11 protein-coding genes are annotated in these 15,689 nt (G+C 47.6%); 9 read left to right on the top strand and 2 right to left on the bottom strand.

Going from position 1 to position 15,689, the window contains the following annotated elements; genetic code table 11:
• Positions 1–6 precede the first annotated feature (6 nt).
• The 9 genes from LY387_RS19910 (at position 7) to LY387_RS19870 (ending at position 11,882) form a co-directional block, all read left to right on the top strand.
• The gene (locus LY387_RS19910) at positions 7–1,101 is read left to right on the top strand and encodes a carbohydrate ABC transporter permease (RefSeq protein ID WP_234497588.1); all 1,095 of its coding nucleotides are present in this window, start codon (positions 7–9) and stop codon (positions 1,099–1,101) included.
• Positions 1,094–2,512 carry a carbohydrate ABC transporter permease gene (locus tag LY387_RS19905; protein WP_234497586.1) on the top strand — a complete coding sequence of 473 codons (1,419 nt, stop codon included), beginning with the start codon at positions 1,094–1,096 and terminating at the stop codon, positions 2,510–2,512. Before LY387_RS19910 ends, LY387_RS19905 begins: the two co-directional genes overlap by 8 nt.
• A 19-nt stretch (positions 2,513–2,531) precedes the next feature.
• The gene (locus tag LY387_RS19900; RefSeq protein WP_234497585.1) at positions 2,532–4,874 is read left to right on the top strand and encodes a glycoside hydrolase family 65 protein; all 2,343 of its coding nucleotides are present in this window, start codon (positions 2,532–2,534) and stop codon (positions 4,872–4,874) included.
• Positions 4,828–5,502 (top strand): beta-phosphoglucomutase, encoded by a 675-nt coding sequence (gene pgmB, locus LY387_RS19895; protein ID WP_234497583.1) that lies wholly within the window; start codon positions 4,828–4,830, stop codon positions 5,500–5,502. The genes LY387_RS19900 and pgmB overlap by 47 nt, the downstream gene beginning before the upstream one ends.
• A gap of 66 nt (positions 5,503–5,568) precedes the next feature.
• Positions 5,569–6,717, top strand: a complete 1,149-nt coding sequence (locus LY387_RS19890; RefSeq protein ID WP_234497581.1) for an ABC transporter ATP-binding protein — start codon at positions 5,569–5,571, stop codon at positions 6,715–6,717.
• Between the two features lie 192 nt (positions 6,718–6,909).
• On the top strand, positions 6,910–7,950 hold the full coding sequence (locus LY387_RS19885; RefSeq protein ID WP_234497580.1) for an OmpG porin family protein: 1,041 nt from the start codon (positions 6,910–6,912) through the stop codon (positions 7,948–7,950).
• Between the two features lie 89 nt (positions 7,951–8,039).
• Complete coding sequence (locus LY387_RS19880; RefSeq protein WP_234497579.1) at positions 8,040–9,536, top strand: glycoside hydrolase family 32 protein; 1,497 nt, start codon at positions 8,040–8,042, stop codon at positions 9,534–9,536.
• Positions 9,530–11,461 (top strand): amylosucrase, encoded by a 1,932-nt coding sequence (locus tag LY387_RS19875; RefSeq protein ID WP_234497578.1) that lies wholly within the window; start codon positions 9,530–9,532, stop codon positions 11,459–11,461. The genes LY387_RS19880 and LY387_RS19875 overlap by 7 nt, the downstream gene beginning before the upstream one ends.
• A 238-nt stretch (positions 11,462–11,699) precedes the next feature.
• Positions 11,700–11,882, top strand: a complete 183-nt coding sequence (locus LY387_RS19870) for a hypothetical protein (RefSeq protein ID WP_128648155.1) — start codon at positions 11,700–11,702, stop codon at positions 11,880–11,882.
• Positions 11,883–12,113: 231 nt separating this feature from the next.
• On the opposite strand, the gene LY387_RS19865 is transcribed toward LY387_RS19870, so the two are convergent.
• Together LY387_RS19865 and LY387_RS19860 are read right to left on the bottom strand one after the other, a co-directional pair.
• A complete protein-coding gene (locus LY387_RS19865) occupies positions 12,114–12,818 on the bottom strand; it encodes a DUF445 domain-containing protein (protein WP_234497577.1) in 705 nt (234 codons plus the stop codon).
• 98 nt (positions 12,819–12,916) lie between these two features.
• Positions 12,917–15,676 carry a hybrid sensor histidine kinase/response regulator gene (locus LY387_RS19860; protein WP_234497576.1) on the bottom strand — a complete coding sequence of 920 codons (2,760 nt, stop codon included), beginning with the start codon at positions 15,674–15,676 and terminating at the stop codon, positions 12,917–12,919.
• Positions 15,677–15,689: the final 13 nt, after the last annotated feature.

Here is a 15,689-nt window from a genome sequence, read left to right as displayed (position 1 = left end):
TGAGCGATGAATTCTCTACGTTTACGTCAACAAGTCTATGGATGGCTCCTCGCTGGGCCATTTGTACTGACTCTTGTGGTGTTCTTCCTTTACGCGCTCGTTCGCACGGTTTACTTCAGTTTTACTGATTATGACCTGTTTAGCGATGCGGTATGGGTTGGACTGAAAAACTTTACCGCCTTACTGAGCGATGACCTGTTTCTATTGTCATTGGCAAATACCGTTTGGTTCTCATTGATTGTCACGTGTGTGCAGACGGTGCTTGCGCTTGGGTTAGCTATCTTGGTGAATTCTAAAATTCGCGCCAAGAGTTTCTTTAGAACGGCTTTCTATCTGCCAAGTATCCTGTCGAGTGCGGCGGTGACGCTTATCTTCATTTGGTTCTACCAAAAAAATGGTTACCTCAATGGGTTTGTGACTGACCTTGTTAACCACTTCCCGCATATCAGCTGCTTTGCTTTGGTGGCGATAGCGACTCAGTTTTTGTTGGTGACCAAAGACCGCCTGAAAGGGCTACCTGTGGGATGGTTTGATCCTGCGTGGGCCATCATGTCATTCATGGTGGCAGGTGTTGCCACTCTCGTTGCTAGTTTAATGGGCTGGGTTGAAGTGAATCAACAAGTGGTCGAGGTGAACTGGCTTAACACTCGTGACCATGTTGGTCCTATGCCACTCACGCTTTGGGCTATCGTGATTCAGAACATCTACACCACGATCCCAACCTTTATGTTGTTGTTCCTCGCTGGTCTTCAAGGCATACCGGGTGAGCTGTATGAAGCGGCACACATCGACGGGGCGAACAAATGGCAGCAGCATTGGAATATCACGATTCCGCAGTTGGCACCGGTGACGTTTGTTGTAGTGACTTTCTCTATCATCGGGACGCTGCAAATGTTTGACCAGGTAGCATTGCTTGGATCGGCAGCACCACTGGAGTCTCGAATCACGCTTGCTTACTACGTATACCACAACGCATTCCCACCGGGTGGCACACCACAAATCGGCATGGCAAGTGCAGCGGCACTAGTACTGGCATTTATTACATTGGCAGTGGTTTATCTGCAGAAAATCTTTGGTGTTAAGGAGAAAGCAGATGGCTAATTCACTCACCGCGAACAATACAGATAGCTCGCCTATCCAGCCAACGATGGAGCAGATTGCCAAGTTTCAGGCGCGTCGCCGCTGGGCAAAGGTAGCCTGGGTTTACAGCTCACTGCTGCTGGTCGCAACCGTGATGCTAGGCACCTTTGTGGTGGCATTTTTAGCAAGTCTGAAAGATGACCCACTCGAGCAGCCTTTTAAGTTTAGCTTTGCTCAGGTTCAGCCAAGCAACTGGAGCGCAGCCTATGATCTCGGCAAGCAAGGTAACAATGCCCCAATGTTCGGTGGTTTTGCGCCGGGCGCAGACATTAACTTCACCGTGACTTATGCCGTGGAAGCGGGCGAAGAGCTGGTAACACCGAAAGTCGAAGTACCTCGCCGCCGTCCGGGTACGGGCATGGCAGCAGCGATTGTGACTGACTTTGCTGCTGACTACGCGCTGGTAAGTGAGCCAGTACTGGTGAGCACCAATCAAGACGTGACCTATATCGAAAAGCGCGGCCGCCGCGAAGTTGAGAAGCAGGGGCACAGCCAGACATGGTCATTCTCGATTCGTTATGACGGTGCAGGTCCTGAAATCGCTACGCTACCACTTACTGTCGAAGCGCCACGTGGGCAGGTACTGATCGATAGCACGCTGGCGCCAAGCAAGATGGAGCGTCGTGGCCGCGTAGCGGCATGGGATAACGCGGCACCTGGCTTTATTGGTTACGTGTTTAAGTCCTACGTTCGCGTATACACCGAGTCTGTGAGCTTGGACACCGGCAAGAGCCTGTTCATGAGCTGGACCATCAACTCGTTCTTTATCGCGATTGGTAAGGTGCTGCTGACGCTGTTCTTTGCTTGTACTGCGGGTTATGCCCTTGCTCGACTGAAGTTTACTGGAGCGCGCGCTGTTTTCGCTTTCATGTTGTTCAGCATGATGATTCCGGGGCAGGTGACGTTTATTTCGAACTACCTGATCTACAAAGACATTGGTCTCCTGAACACGCCTTGGGCGGTGATCACGGCCGTCGTGGCATCCGGTCAGGTTCTTATCATGAAGCAGTTCTTCGAGAACATTCCGAAAGAGCTGGAAGAGGCGGCCATTGTCGATGGTGCGAGCCCAGCTGTGATTCTTTGGAAGGTGTTTATGCCTCTCGCCAAGCCGGCCATCTTATCGGTAACCATCTTGGGTTTCCAAGGTGCATGGAACGATTTCTTCTGGCCACTTGTGGTGATCAACAGCCCAGCTGATGCTTTCACCTTACCTGTTGGTCTATTGAGTTTACGTAACGCCTATGGCGTAGCAGGTGACTGGAACCTGATCTTGGCAGGCGCTTTCCTGTCGACAATCCCAGTACTTATTGTGTTTATGGTTTTCCAACGCTACTTCGTCGGAAACGATATTTCTTCCGCTGTTAAAGGTTAATTTTCGGGGATATTTTAAGATGTTTATGAACTACAACGCTGGTCAAGGCGAACTAAAAAACTGGATCGTTGAAGAGACGGCGTTCGACTCAGCTTTCCAAGGTAAATGTGAAGTCGTAATGAGCCAAGGTAACGGCTACATGGGTGCTCGCAGTGCAACAGAAGAGAAATACGTTGGTCAGGTTCGCAACTTGTTTGTCGCGGGTACATACAACAAGTTCGATGCTGATGAAGTGACAGAGCTACCGAATGCAGCCGACATGAGTGCTATCGAGATCTTTATCGATGGTCGCCGCTTCCACCTTGAGTCGGGTGAAGTGAGTAACTACTCTCGCCGCCTTAATGTTAAAAATGGTGAGTTGACGCGTGAATTTACTTGGACGAACAACGAAGGCAACAGCTTCGAAATGCGCTTCCGTCGTTTCTTCTCGCAAGCAAACCTGCACTTGATGGCGTTTGATGTTGAAGTGAAAGCGCTAAACAGCGATGCAAAGATTGAGATCCGCTCAGGTGTCGATGCTCAGCTGTCTAACTCTGGCGCTCAACACTTCCACGAAGGTGAGAAGCGTATCTACGACAAGCGCTTTATTGAGCTTCTACAACACACAACAGAAAGTAAGGTCGATTTTGTTTTCCTAACGTCTCACCGTTACTTTGTAAACGGCCAAGAGGCGGAAATCGATCCAGGCCTACAGATGGACCGCCGCAAAGTATGGCTGAACATCAACCAAGAGCTTAAGGCAGGTGACACCTTCCGTACTGAAAAAGTGGGTGTCGTACACACATCTCGCGACAAGCAGTTTGATGTTGAAGGCTACGAGCTTCAAGCACTGCGTGACCACGCTCTGACAAACCTTAAGACTAATGCAGATCGCAGCTTTGATGAGCTACTTGAAGAGAGTGCTGCTGAGTGGGATAAGCGCTGGGCAGGCATGAGCATTCAAATTGATGGTAGCGATTTTGACCAGCTGGCGATTCGCTTTGCGCAGTATCAGCTTAATATCTTTACGCCAATGCACGATTCTCGCTTTGGTATTGGTGCGAAGGGTCTATCGGGCGAAGGCTATAAGGGGCACTCTTTCTGGGATACCGAAGTCTTCATGCTGCCGTTCTTCATCTACACGATGCCTGAGGTGGCTCGCAGCCTGCTTGAGTACCGTTTCAAGACACTGGGCGGTGCGCGCAAGAAAGCAAAAGACAATGGCTACATTGGCGCACAGTTCCCTTGGGAATCAGCACTTACAGGCGAAGAAGTGACGCCAGTATGGGGCGCAGTAGACATCATTACAGGTAAGTCGACTAAGATCTGGTCTGGCTTTATCGAGCAGCACATCACGTGTGATATCACATACGCGCTATGGCAGTACTACCAAATCACCGGTGACCAGAAGTTCATGGACGACATGGGCTACGAGATCATGTTCGATACGGCAACTTTCTGGACTAGCCGCTTAGATTGGCTAGAAGATCGCAACATGTGGGGTATCTGCAACGTTATCGGTCCTGATGAGTACAAAGAGCACATCGATAACAACGCCTTCACTAACTACATGGCCGTAGAAAACATCAAACTCGCGATTCGTTACTACGAAGACCTAGAGGCCTCCAACCCAGAGCTGCTTGCTAAGCTATCTGACAAGCTAAACCTGGTTGAAGCTCGTCAAATGTGGCTTGACCGCGTAGACAACATCTACCTGCCACAACCTCGCGCAGAAGATAAGGTGATTCCACAAGATGATACTTACCTGCAAAAAGAGATCATCGATCTGACTAAGTACAAAGAGCAGCCATTTGTTGGTGGCCTGTTCCAAGACTACAACCTAGAACAAGTTAACGAGATGCAGGTTTCTAAGCAGGCAGACATCATGGTGTTGTTCCTGCAGCAAGAAGACAAGTTCGACCTGGAAACTAAGCTAGCAAACTGGAACTACTACGAGCCTAAGACACTGCACGACTCATCTCTGAGCCTGTCTACACACTCAGTACTTGCGTCAGATGTAGGTAACCCAGAGCTGTCTTACGACCTATTCCAACAAGCGGCATCTATCGATATCGGTCAAAACATGAAGAGTTCTGACCACGGTATCCACGCAGCCTCCATCGGTGGTATGTGGCAGTGCGTCGTGTACGGCTTTGGTGGTGTTCGCATGCTAGGTGGCAAGCTTCGCATCAACCCTAATCTGCCAGAGCAATGGGATTGCCTGAACTTCCCTATCTACTGGAAAGGTGAGCGTTTGGAAATCACCGTAGACCAAGAGCAAGTGCGTGTTTCTCGCCCTGAGTTCAATGGTCAAGCACTAGCTATCGAGGTGGCAAATGAGCCACGTGTTATCGAATCAACAGAGGCTGTTTTCAATGTGTAAGGCGTTTATTTTTGACCTAGATGGTGTGATTACGGACACCGCAGAGCTTCACTACCAAGCGTGGCAGCGCATGGCGAATGAAGAAGGCTTCTACTTCGACCGTGAAATTAATGAGCAACTGCGTGGCGTGTCACGTCGTGCATCTCTTGAGATTATTCTTGATGGACGTGAGCTTAGTGAAGAGAAAATAGCAGAGCTTATGCAGCGTAAGAACGACTACTACGTGGATTTACTCAACACTATCTCGGCAAAAGACGTGCTGCCAGGTGTTGAGCAGTTCCTACTAGAGCTTAATGCTCGCGGTATCAAAGTTGCGTTGGCATCGGCGAGCAAAAACGCGCGCCCAATTCTGCATAGGCTAGGTCTGACACCACTGTTCGATGCAATCGGTGATGGTTGGTCAGTGTCTCGCTCAAAACCTGCTCCTGATGTGTTTATTCACGCTGCGGGTCAGGTTGGCGTCAATGCTGATGAGTGCATTGTGGTTGAAGATGCAGAAGCTGGAGTGGATGCTGCGAAAGAAGCCGGAATGAAAGTGGTTGGTATTGGGCCGGGTGAGCGTGTTGGTCACGCGACTTGGCGATTCGATGATACCAACGGGCTGAAGCTAGCCAATATCGTTAGCTAACCTTAGCTGCATTATCGAGGTGGGGCATCACGCCCCACCTATCAAAGACATTACTAGGAATTACTCATGGCGCGTTTAGAACTGAAAAATCTCAATAAAATCTATCCTGACGGAGCACACATCATCAAGGATGCCAACCTTACGATCGAAGATGGTGAGTTCACCGTTTTCGTTGGGCCGTCAGGTTGCGGCAAATCAACCATGCTAAGAATGGTCGCAGGTCTTGAAGAGATTTCCTCAGGCGAAATGTGTCTAGACAACGAAGTTGTCAATAACCTATCACCAACCGATCGCGGTATTGGCATGGTGTTCCAGTCTTACGCTCTATATCCACACATGACGGTGTACGAGAACATCGCATTCGGTTTGAAGCTTGCTAAGAAATCCAAACAGCAAATTGATGATGCGGTTCGACAAGTCGCTGAAATGCTCGAGCTGACTAAGCTTCTTGAACAGCGCCCAAGCCAGCTATCTGGTGGTCAGCGTCAGCGCGTTGCGATCGGCCGCGCTATCGTACGTAATCCAAAACTGTTTCTACTAGATGAACCGCTATCCAACCTAGATGCGTCGCTGCGTGTTCGCATGCGTCTGCAGCTTGCGGATTACCACAAAAAACTCAAGTCGACCGTGATTTACGTAACGCACGATCAAGTAGAAGCGATGACACTTGCCGACAAAATTGTCGTCCTTCGTGCTGGCGTGATTGAGCAAGTTGGCTCGCCGTTAGAGCTGTATTACTTCCCTAAAACTCTGTTTGTCGCCGGCTTTATTGGTTCGCCTAAAATGAACTTGCTTCCGGCCACGTTGCTTGAGGCGAATGATGAGCACGCCAAGGTTGAGGTAGGGGATCATACCTTCCAAGCCGATGTGGATGCTAAAGGAGCAACACAAGGCGCCTTGATGACGCTTGGTATCCGTCCAGAGGACATTCATTTGGATGCGCATGGTGTCGGAGTGATAGTCGAAGGATTGGAGCGTTTGGGCACTGAGTCTTTGCTTTACACCACGCTCGTCAAGGGCGGTCAAGAGGTATTAGTGCGCGTTCCTGGAACCGTGCACGTTGAGGTTGGACAAAGACTGAATATTCGTATTCCTGCTGAAAAGTGCCATTTATTCGACAATCAAGGTCATGCGTTGCCAAGACAAATGACTATGGAGCAGTTGGTGTCATTTCCACCTGAAGTGCCAGTCAATGAGCTAAAAGCGATCAGCTAGCTTTAGCGAAAACAACGAGCAAAACACTATAAGAATAATTTAAAAATCCCCCCATGAGCTTTGCAGAGCTAGGGGGGATAGGGTTCGCTTTGCCTAAAAACGGCGAAGCTTTTGTCAAACTGTCGTTTCGATTGCAGTCGACGACAGTCTCAAGCCTTTGTGACAAGGCGTGATAAACATAAGGTAAATCACATGAAAAATAAAGCAGTGGTCAGCACTCTAATATGTTGCACTCTATTTCCGACCGTCGTACTAGCAGAAGAGTCTGCCACCGATGAGACACTACAAGCCGGAAGCATTTCGGGTGAAGAGTCTCCTAACGACGAAGCGCTAAAAGATGGCAGCATTCAGGGTATTGAGCAGGGACTCTCAAAAGCAGAGCTGCTTACTGCGGTTAATGTGCCGAAAGAAGAAGGACGTTTCCATGGCACGCTCGGTACAAACCTAGAAGTAGAGCAAGTGCGTCGAGATGATGGCATTAATGAAGGCAAAGTAAAGTACACCTTCGCTCAAGGTAGTTTTCGACATGACGACTTACCTGGCTGGGACTTTGGTTTCTACTCCGGTCGTGAATACTTATACAGCGGCGATCTTTTTAGTGCGAGCTATGATCGCGGCACCAATGCAATCCAAGAGGTGTTCGTTAACAGAAACTACGGTTTCGAGAAGGGTAACATCGGCTGGGGCGTTGCGTTAAAGAGTGAAAGTATTGACGAGCGAACCACTCCAGAAGGCAAGGTTTTCGGCTCTTACCAAATTACTGACCGCTTAGATATTCATGGCTACGCTATGTATCACGTCGAAATTAAACAGAACCGCGGAAACTTCAATTACTGGGAACTGGAGCCTGGTTTTGGCTACAAGATTGCGGATAACTCTGGTGCCTGGCTGAACTTCCGCTTGCAGCAAGGTGAGTGGGTACCCAAGCAGGGCGCTAAAGAGCTTGAAACCGAATGGATCATCAAACCTGGCGTTTGGTACAGCTGGGGCAAGCTATCGGCTTCACTGTGGGGAGAGTTCGGTAAATTTGAGAAAGAAGCCTCTGCAACCGGCGCTCATCTTTGGACTGAGACCTACTCTAAAGTCGGTATTTCTGCCAACTACCCAATTGCTAAAAACTGGCGTGTGTTCGGCGAAACGAGCTACAAATGGCAAGACTTCAAAGATGGTAACGATGAAGAGTTTGGCGGCTACATTCCCGTCTTTATCGCAGGCATTAACTACAGCTTCTAACCTTCACATTTAATGGATTATTACCCCAATTATCCATGCTTGGCCCTAGGTACTGTCGCCTAGGGTCTTTTTTCTATGAGAACTCGACCATGACTGAAAAATATCGCCCAACGCTTCACATGACGCCAAATCAAGGCTGGATGAATGATCCCAATGGTTTGGTCTACTTCAATGAACAATACCACCAGTTTTATCAGTATTATCCAGACGATACCGTTTGGGGACCGATGCACTGGGGGCATAAAGTCAGTCGCGATCTGATTCACTGGCAAGAGCTGGCACCTGCATTGTACCCAGATGAATCGGGTATGTGCTTTTCAGGTAGCGCAATCGTCGATTGGAACAATGTGTCTGGTTTGTTCGAGGATGGGCGTCCGGGTCTACTCGCGTTTTACACCTCTTTCTTACAACCATCGGTTACCTTAGATAATGGCGACTCGATTGAAAATCCGATCCAACAGCAATCACTCGCGTACAGCCAAGATGGCAACATCTGGACCAAGTATAAGTCGGGTGCGCCAATCATCCCTGCGCGTGGTAATCCAGATTTTCGTGACCCTAAAGTCTTCTGGCATCAAGAAAGCGAGGCTTGGGTTATGGTGGTCTCGTGTGGTCAGCATATTGAGTTTTACTGTTCGCACAACTTGCTTGAGTGGCGGCTAGTCAGCGAGTTTGGTTATCGCCAAGGTGCACACAGCAAGGGCCCTTGGGAGTGCCCTGATCTCTTCGAGTTGTCATTGGAAGGGACGGATAAGCGTTATTGGGTGCTGGTGGTCGGTATTGGAGAAGGTGCTCATTGCGATGGTGCCGGCACGCAGTATTTTGTGGGCGATTTTGATGGTGAAACCTTTACCAACCTCAATCATCCAGACAAGGTTTTGTGGCTAGATTTCGGCCGTGACTACTATGCGACACAATCATTTTCTGATGTTCCCGAACAAGATGGTCGCCGCATTGTCAGCACATGGATGAACAATCACCAATACTCTTTGGAGCTTCCTTCTGACTCTTTTAGAGGAACCATGGCGATGCCTCGTGAGCTTTATCTTTTTGAGAGTGGTGACGGTATCCGAGTGGGACAGCGCTTTACTAAAGAACTAGTTGCAGCGTTTCAAGTCGACTCACAGCAGCTAGAGCCAGAAAGCGAGCAAGCTCTGACCCTCTACCACCAAGACGCTGTGATGCATTTCCAATGCGATGCTACCTTAGATGATGAGCAGACGCTGCACTTAGGCTTGTACCAAGATAATGCTGCCTTTTACGAGTTTAGAAAAATCACTACAGGCTCGGGAGAAATGAATCTGGAAGTGCGCTCTGTCAGAAGAGGTCAGTTTGGCTCAAAGCGCATTGATGAGCATTTTCCTCATGATTATCGAACTCTATTGCCCACAAATGGCGCGTTTAGATTAGAGGTACTTTTTGACAAGGGCTCGGTCGAGCTTCTCATTAACGGAGGAGAGTACAGTTTTACTAACCTTATCTATCCAAATAACACTCAAGCCAGTGCGTCGCTGAGCGTTGATAGCGGCACCTTGCATCTGAGTAACCTAACCACGAAAAGCCTAATGGGAGAGGGCACATGCTAACGGAATCAAAAGCGCGTAAGGCACTGCGTCAGATACTAGATTCGGTCGAGTTACCAAGACTCACTAAAAAAGATGAGAAAGTGTTCTTAGCGCGACTAGAACGTCACTTTCCTAATCTATTGAGCAAACTTCATGATCTTTATGGCGGTCATTACGACTTCTTTTTTCATGCGCAGAAGTTGGTGGTGTTATTAGCAACCAATTTCGCAAGCCGTAAGCGTAAATGGAAAAACCTAGACGAAAAGCGTCTCGCAAACCCACAGTGGTATCGAAGTGAGAAGATGCTTGGAATGGCGGTGTATGTTGATCTCTTCGCAGGTGATCTCAATGCGCTGAATGCCAAGATCCCATACCTTAAATCCTTAGGTATTAACTATTTGCATCTAATGCCTCTCTACAAGTCACCTGAGGGTGACAGTGATGGCGGTTACGCAGTATCAGACTATCGCAAAGTGGATCAAAGACTGGGCAATGAGAAAGACCTGGTACGCCTTGCCGATGCGCTGAGCTCCGAAGGGATAAGCCTAGTGCTCGATTTTGTGTTTAACCATACCTCAGACGAGCATCACTGGGCTATCGAGGCGCGCAAAGGTAACCCAGAGTTTGAGGACTTCTATTACTTCTTCACCGATGAGAAAGAGGTACAGGATTATAATCAGACCTGCAGAGAGATCTTTCCAACAGTTAGACGAGGTAGCTTTAGCTACCTTGAGGATATCGAAAAATGGGTATGGACAACGTTTAACAGTTTTCAGTGGGATCTTAACTATTCTAACCCAGCTGTGTTCAATGCGATAACCGACGAGATGCTGTTCTTGGCAAACATCGGCTGTGAAGGGCTGCGCCTTGACGCGTTGGCGTTCATTTGGAAAGAGAAGTGGACACAGTGCGAGAGCTTGCCTAAAGCGCATACTCTGATTCAATGCTTCAATGCCTGCTTGCAGATTGTCGCTCCGGCCGTGCTGTTTAAGTCAGAAGCGATAGTGCACCCAGATGAAGTTGCTGAGTATATCAGTGACGAGGAATGCCAGCTTTCCTATAACCCGCTCATGATGGCGTTAATGTGGGAGAGTCTAGCGACGCGAGACACCAAGCTACTCACTGCGTCACTGAAGAAGAGTTTTACTATCGCGCCAGAGGCGAGCTGGGTGAACTATATCCGCTGTCATGACGATATCGGCTGGACATTTGATGATGCCGTAGCGAGTGAACTTGGTATAGATGGCTTCGAGCATCGCCGTTTTCTAAATCAGTTTTACACCGGCAAGTTTGACGGCTCGTTTTCTCAGGGTGTGCCATTTCAGGAAAACCCAAGCACAGGTGACTGCCGAGTCTGTGGCTCACTGGCATCCCTCGCAGGTCTTGAAAAAGCCATCGAGCTTGATGATGCGGAGCAAATTGAACATGCATTAAAGCGCGTTCGTTTGCTGAATAGTGTTGTGCTGAGCATTGGAGGCGTACCGCTAATCTATCAAGGCGACGAGCTGGGAATACTGAATGACCATAGCTATTTGAGTGATGAGTTTAAGCGCGAGGATTCACGCTGGGTAAATCGTCCGGCGATTACAGACGATGCGATGGCACGTGCACTAGAAGGAAATGGTTACCAAAACCGTATACACAGTGATCTTAAACAGATGATTGCCTTAAGACAGGCTGATACCGCTTTTGGCGCCGCGCACACGGAAATCCTAGAAACCTATCGCCCGCACCTGTTCGCTTACGTGCGCAAACATGACAATGGTGACAGGTTATTGGCTATTTGTAACTTTAGTGAGCACACTCAATCCCTACCGGCATCGATTTGTGACTGCCTCGGTGATGGTCAAGTGGTGGATATATTGTCGGAAACGAATGTTGATGCTGCAGAGCTTGAGCTCAATGCTTATGATGTGATGTGGTTAAAAGTAAAACAAGCGAACTGATAGAGATTGACCTCATAAAGGGTGGGCTTAATCCCCCATCCTTTAGCCACCTGCACTATATCAGAGAGGGAAAATAAAAAGAGTACACTGAGTTAGATGATTGCGTAAAAATTATTTATTTACGTAGTGTGAGAATAGTGTTTATTTTTCGCAACAATTAATAGATGGATTATTATTGATTTTCTTGAGAATATAATAAAGCAGTCTATTATTAATATTGTCTAACTGAGGAGGTAGTATGAATAAATTTTTAGCCCTTGTCATGATGGTAATATTGTCGCCGCTTTCAATGGCGAGTGAAAGCCGGATGTCAAGCTCTGAGCCTTATCAAATGTGTACTCTTAATGGTAAAGTTATCATGGTGCAAGCCAATATGTGTTATGCAATGGGCGGACGCCTAGGTGGCCAGGTCGAAAAGTAGCGACCTTGATTTCACATCCCATTGTCACTAAGTAACGTGAAAAAAGTAAGAGCTTCGGCTCTTATTTTTTACGTATAATCTTTTAGAAAGAAAAAGTCTTGCTATTTTTACGTTGATATTTAAATGGTAAATAGCACGTGATTATGTTTTCGTTTTTATTATATTTTACCGTAAATAAAAACCCGAACTAATATTAGTTCGGGTTTTCGTTATTTACGGGATGAAAAGTGACTACATCACCAACGAAGAAATAACCCCAATCACACCACCAAACACGCCGCCCCAGACGACGAGCCAACCCAAGTGCTCTTTAATCATCTTTTGAACGATCTCTTTCACCAGCTTTGGCGTTAGCTCACTCAAGCGTTGGTCGATAATCGCTTCTACGTTGCTTTTCACCTCATCAAGCATGGCTGGGGATTCAAGCTGCTCAATCAGCGCTTGTTTGACCGAGTCGCTCTGGCTAATGTCGATAACAGCTTGCTGCATTTTCTCGACGAATGGCTGCTTCATCGGCTGAAGTGCCTCTGAGCCGCCGAGCATAGCGAGCATACCACCAAACTGAGAGTTCTCGATGACCTCAACCAGAGAGTCAAAAGCTGGGTTAAAGTCCACTTTCTCTAGCACTGGCTCTAGATCGATGTTGATGCCTGAGCTCATTTCCTTGTTAAGAAAACGGTCGATGTTCTCGCTGGTAAAAAACTGCTCCATCATGAGGTTCTTGATAGCCAGTTTGAAATCTTCAAAGCGAGCTGGGATGACGCCAGAACCATATAGTCCAGGCACCTTCTCAAACAGCATGTGGATGGCAAGCCAGTTTGTAACGGCGCCGGAGAACGCGAAAAGACCCGCGTATAGCAGTAGGCTATTGTCCAGTTGATAACCCGCGCCAAGTAGCGCAAGTGCGATGAAATTGGTAATGAAGCTTTTGTTCATGGTTCAATCTTGATAGAAAACGTTGCGCTGATTTTAGAGAAAAAATCAGCGCATAAAAAGCCTCATGTTCAATCGAACCGCCATACAAGGCTTGGACGCTACTCTGGCAGCTCTCTAATGGTTTTGATTTTCTCTAGCAGCACGGACTTATTGAAGGGCTTAGAGACGTAATCGTCCATTCCACTGTCGGTACAGCGCTGGATGTCGTCATCGAGCACGCTAGCCGTGAGGGCAATAATGGGTGTTCGTGCCTTGTTGTACTGCTCTTCATACAGTCGAAACTCTTCTGACGCGGTAAAACCGTCCTTCACTGGCATCATGCAATCCATCAGCACCACGTGATAGTAGTTGTTGTCATCGCACAGGTAGTTCAACGCTTCTTGACCGTTGTTGGCTATATCTACGTGATAACCGGACTTCTTGAGCAGTAACGAGGCCACCTTCTGGTTAACCAGATTATCTTCTACCAGCAAGATGGATTGGTTATCGGGACTTTTTGCCATCTCTTGTAATGTCGGTTGTGTCGGCTTGACCCTGATATGTTCCGCTGGATCGCCACTACCGACCACCTCGAGTTTTGGCTCCCTCGTTTTACCCATCGCTTGGTGCTGTTTTGGCGCATTAGAGAGTGCATCAATTAATCGAGCACCGAGTAGCGGATAGGTGACCAATCCGGCAATCAGCCCCTGATAGTCACCAGCTTCTGCATTTTGCGCCTGAACCAAAACAATAGGGGTTGCAGGCCAAGTGACACCAAGTTTCATCAGCTCGGTACGAGCACTTTGGCTATCACTCATACAATAGATGATGATGCTGTTGCTAGTAACATCCGTTATTTCACTGATCTGTGTGTGTATCATTTGGTGCTGTAAACCAAAGTGGGTGAGCTCATCGGTTACCGATTGCGCGAACCCTTGTTGATTGGTGATGACTACAAATTGCGTTTGACTCAACTTTGGTGATGTCGGAGCTTTCTCCTGAGCAATGCCTGACTCTATAGTGAAGAAGAAGCGGCTGCCTTTGCCTTTTTCTGAGTCGATCTCTATGTGACCTCCCATAAGCTCTACCAGTTGAGAGGAAATCGCCAATCCTAAACCGGTTCCGCCGAACTGACGGGTGACCGAGCTGTCCTCTTGAGTAAAAGGCTTGAAGATTGAATCTTGTTTCTCTTTATCAATACCAATCCCCGTGTCCTCGATAGCTATCGTTAGCGCACATCGCTCCCCGCCAATATGCTCAACACCGATGCTGATGCCCACATGACCTTTGCTAGTAAACTTGACGGCATTAGACATTAGGTTCATTAAGATCTGGCGTAGACGGTGATCATCGATGATAAGCATATGCGGCATGCCACGCGTGAAGCGCACTTGAAGATCGAGATCTTTTTCTTTGGCTTTCGACATTACGATGGCGAGCGTGTCATAGGCGATCTCACGTAAGTTTGAGCTATGCAGTGAGATGAGCAGGTTACCCGACTCGATCTTGGAGATGTCTAAGATATCGTTGATCAAGATCAGCAGGGTCTGTGATGAGGTTTCTATGGTGTTGAGGTAATCGCGCTGTACCGGATCAAGCTGGGAATCTGACAAGATCCCAGACATGCCGATAATGCCATTTAACGGGGTGCGTATTTCGTGGGACATGTTCGCTAAGAATGAGCTTTTCGCGACATTGGCGCGCTCCGCTTCTTCTTTTGCCGCCACCATGCGTCTTTCATTCTCACGGCGCTCTTCGATCAAGCGATTCATTTGCCCGCCGAATCGACTAAACTCGTCGTGCCCTTCGGTAGAAGCCAGTACATTATCACCGTCATGTTTTTCAATCTTCTCAAATGTCTCTAGAGTATTGTTGAGGAAAAATATGATGCGACGAGCGATGTTAAAGCTGAGAATAAGCAGTGCTAGCATCACAGATAAGGTGATGCCTATGGTGAGCCACAATCGAGTTTCAAGAGCACGGATGCCCATGCTCATTTCATTGGAAAGCTGATTATTGATTTGTTCTGTTGCTTGCTGAATTAGCTCCAAGCGACGGTCAAGAGCCTCAACACCAGCAACAATTTCTGGAAGTTTGGGCTTTGCGTGTTCGTCATTTAATACGCGATCACGAAATTGAATGCTCTTGATAAATGAATCATCAGAGAAGGTTTTCAGGAGCAAGCTCACCTGAGAGGCATCGGCGTTGATGTTCAAGAATCGGTCAATGAGGTACTGCTGCCTTTCAAATAGAGTACCTAGTGCTTCGTGGCTTTCTTCATGATGTTCGTGATTCATGCCATGGCCTTCATAGATATCCAAATGAATGAGCCAGTTTTCTTCGGTTGCCCAGAAGCGTATCCACTCTAGGGTAAACAACGCGCTCAAATGAGATTCAATCGAGCGTGAGCCGGTGTCAACTTTGACGCTTTCAAGCTTGGCAATAAGCGCTGTAATTAATTCTTCGACCCAAGAGCTCCACTCTTCAAGCTCTTCGATATCTTCAACAAATTCTATTTCTGCTTGTGCTTCTCGAAGTTCATTAAGCGTATTTTGGACGGTATCTATATCTGTTAAATAATAAGCTTCGTTGAGTACAAGCTGTAATTTATCGAGACATTCATCTAATTTAGGAAATATGACAGTTTTGTTACTGTCGAACGTTCGCTGTAGCTTCTCTAAACGTGCGTTATGGAGGATCGCGCTATACTTTCCTAAAAAGCCAAGTGCTTGTGATTGATGAGAAAGTACAGACATCTGCTGCAGGTTTCTCTGCGTTCGAAAAGCTTCCCAAGCAGAAAAGACTAAAATCACGATCAAAGGCAAAACCGCCATTAAAATGATTCGAGTTTTGATCGACATCTTGTTTAACACATCCATATAGCCCATTCCT

It is taken from the genome of Vibrio maritimus (assembly GCF_021441885.1).
Lineage (GTDB): Bacteria > Pseudomonadota > Gammaproteobacteria > Enterobacterales > Vibrionaceae > Vibrio > Vibrio maritimus_B.
Note: the sequence above shows the minus strand (reverse complement) of the source record. Positions and strands in the feature narration are given on the sequence as shown.

Coding starts and splice junctions, on each gene's coding strand:
- LY387_RS19875 (WP_234497578.1), top strand. CDS start 9,530: ATGCTAACGGAATCAAAAGCGCGTAAGGCACTGCGTCAGATACTAGAT.
- LY387_RS19890 (WP_234497581.1), top strand. CDS start 5,569: ATGGCGCGTTTAGAACTGAAAAATCTCAATAAAATCTATCCTGACGGA.
- LY387_RS19905 (WP_234497586.1), top strand. CDS start 1,094: ATGGCTAATTCACTCACCGCGAACAATACAGATAGCTCGCCTATCCAG.
- LY387_RS19880 (WP_234497579.1), top strand. CDS start 8,040: ATGACTGAAAAATATCGCCCAACGCTTCACATGACGCCAAATCAAGGC.
- pgmB (WP_234497583.1), top strand. CDS start 4,828: ATGAGCCACGTGTTATCGAATCAACAGAGGCTGTTTTCAATGTGTAAG.
- LY387_RS19865 (WP_234497577.1), bottom strand. CDS start 12,818: ATGAACAAAAGCTTCATTACCAATTTCATCGCACTTGCGCTACTTGGC.
- LY387_RS19870 (WP_128648155.1), top strand. CDS start 11,700: ATGAATAAATTTTTAGCCCTTGTCATGATGGTAATATTGTCGCCGCTT.
- LY387_RS19900 (WP_234497585.1), top strand. CDS start 2,532: ATGTTTATGAACTACAACGCTGGTCAAGGCGAACTAAAAAACTGGATC.
- LY387_RS19910 (WP_234497588.1), top strand. CDS start 7: ATGAATTCTCTACGTTTACGTCAACAAGTCTATGGATGGCTCCTCGCT.
- LY387_RS19860 (WP_234497576.1), bottom strand. CDS start 15,676: ATGGATGTGTTAAACAAGATGTCGATCAAAACTCGAATCATTTTAATG.
- LY387_RS19885 (WP_234497580.1), top strand. CDS start 6,910: ATGAAAAATAAAGCAGTGGTCAGCACTCTAATATGTTGCACTCTATTT.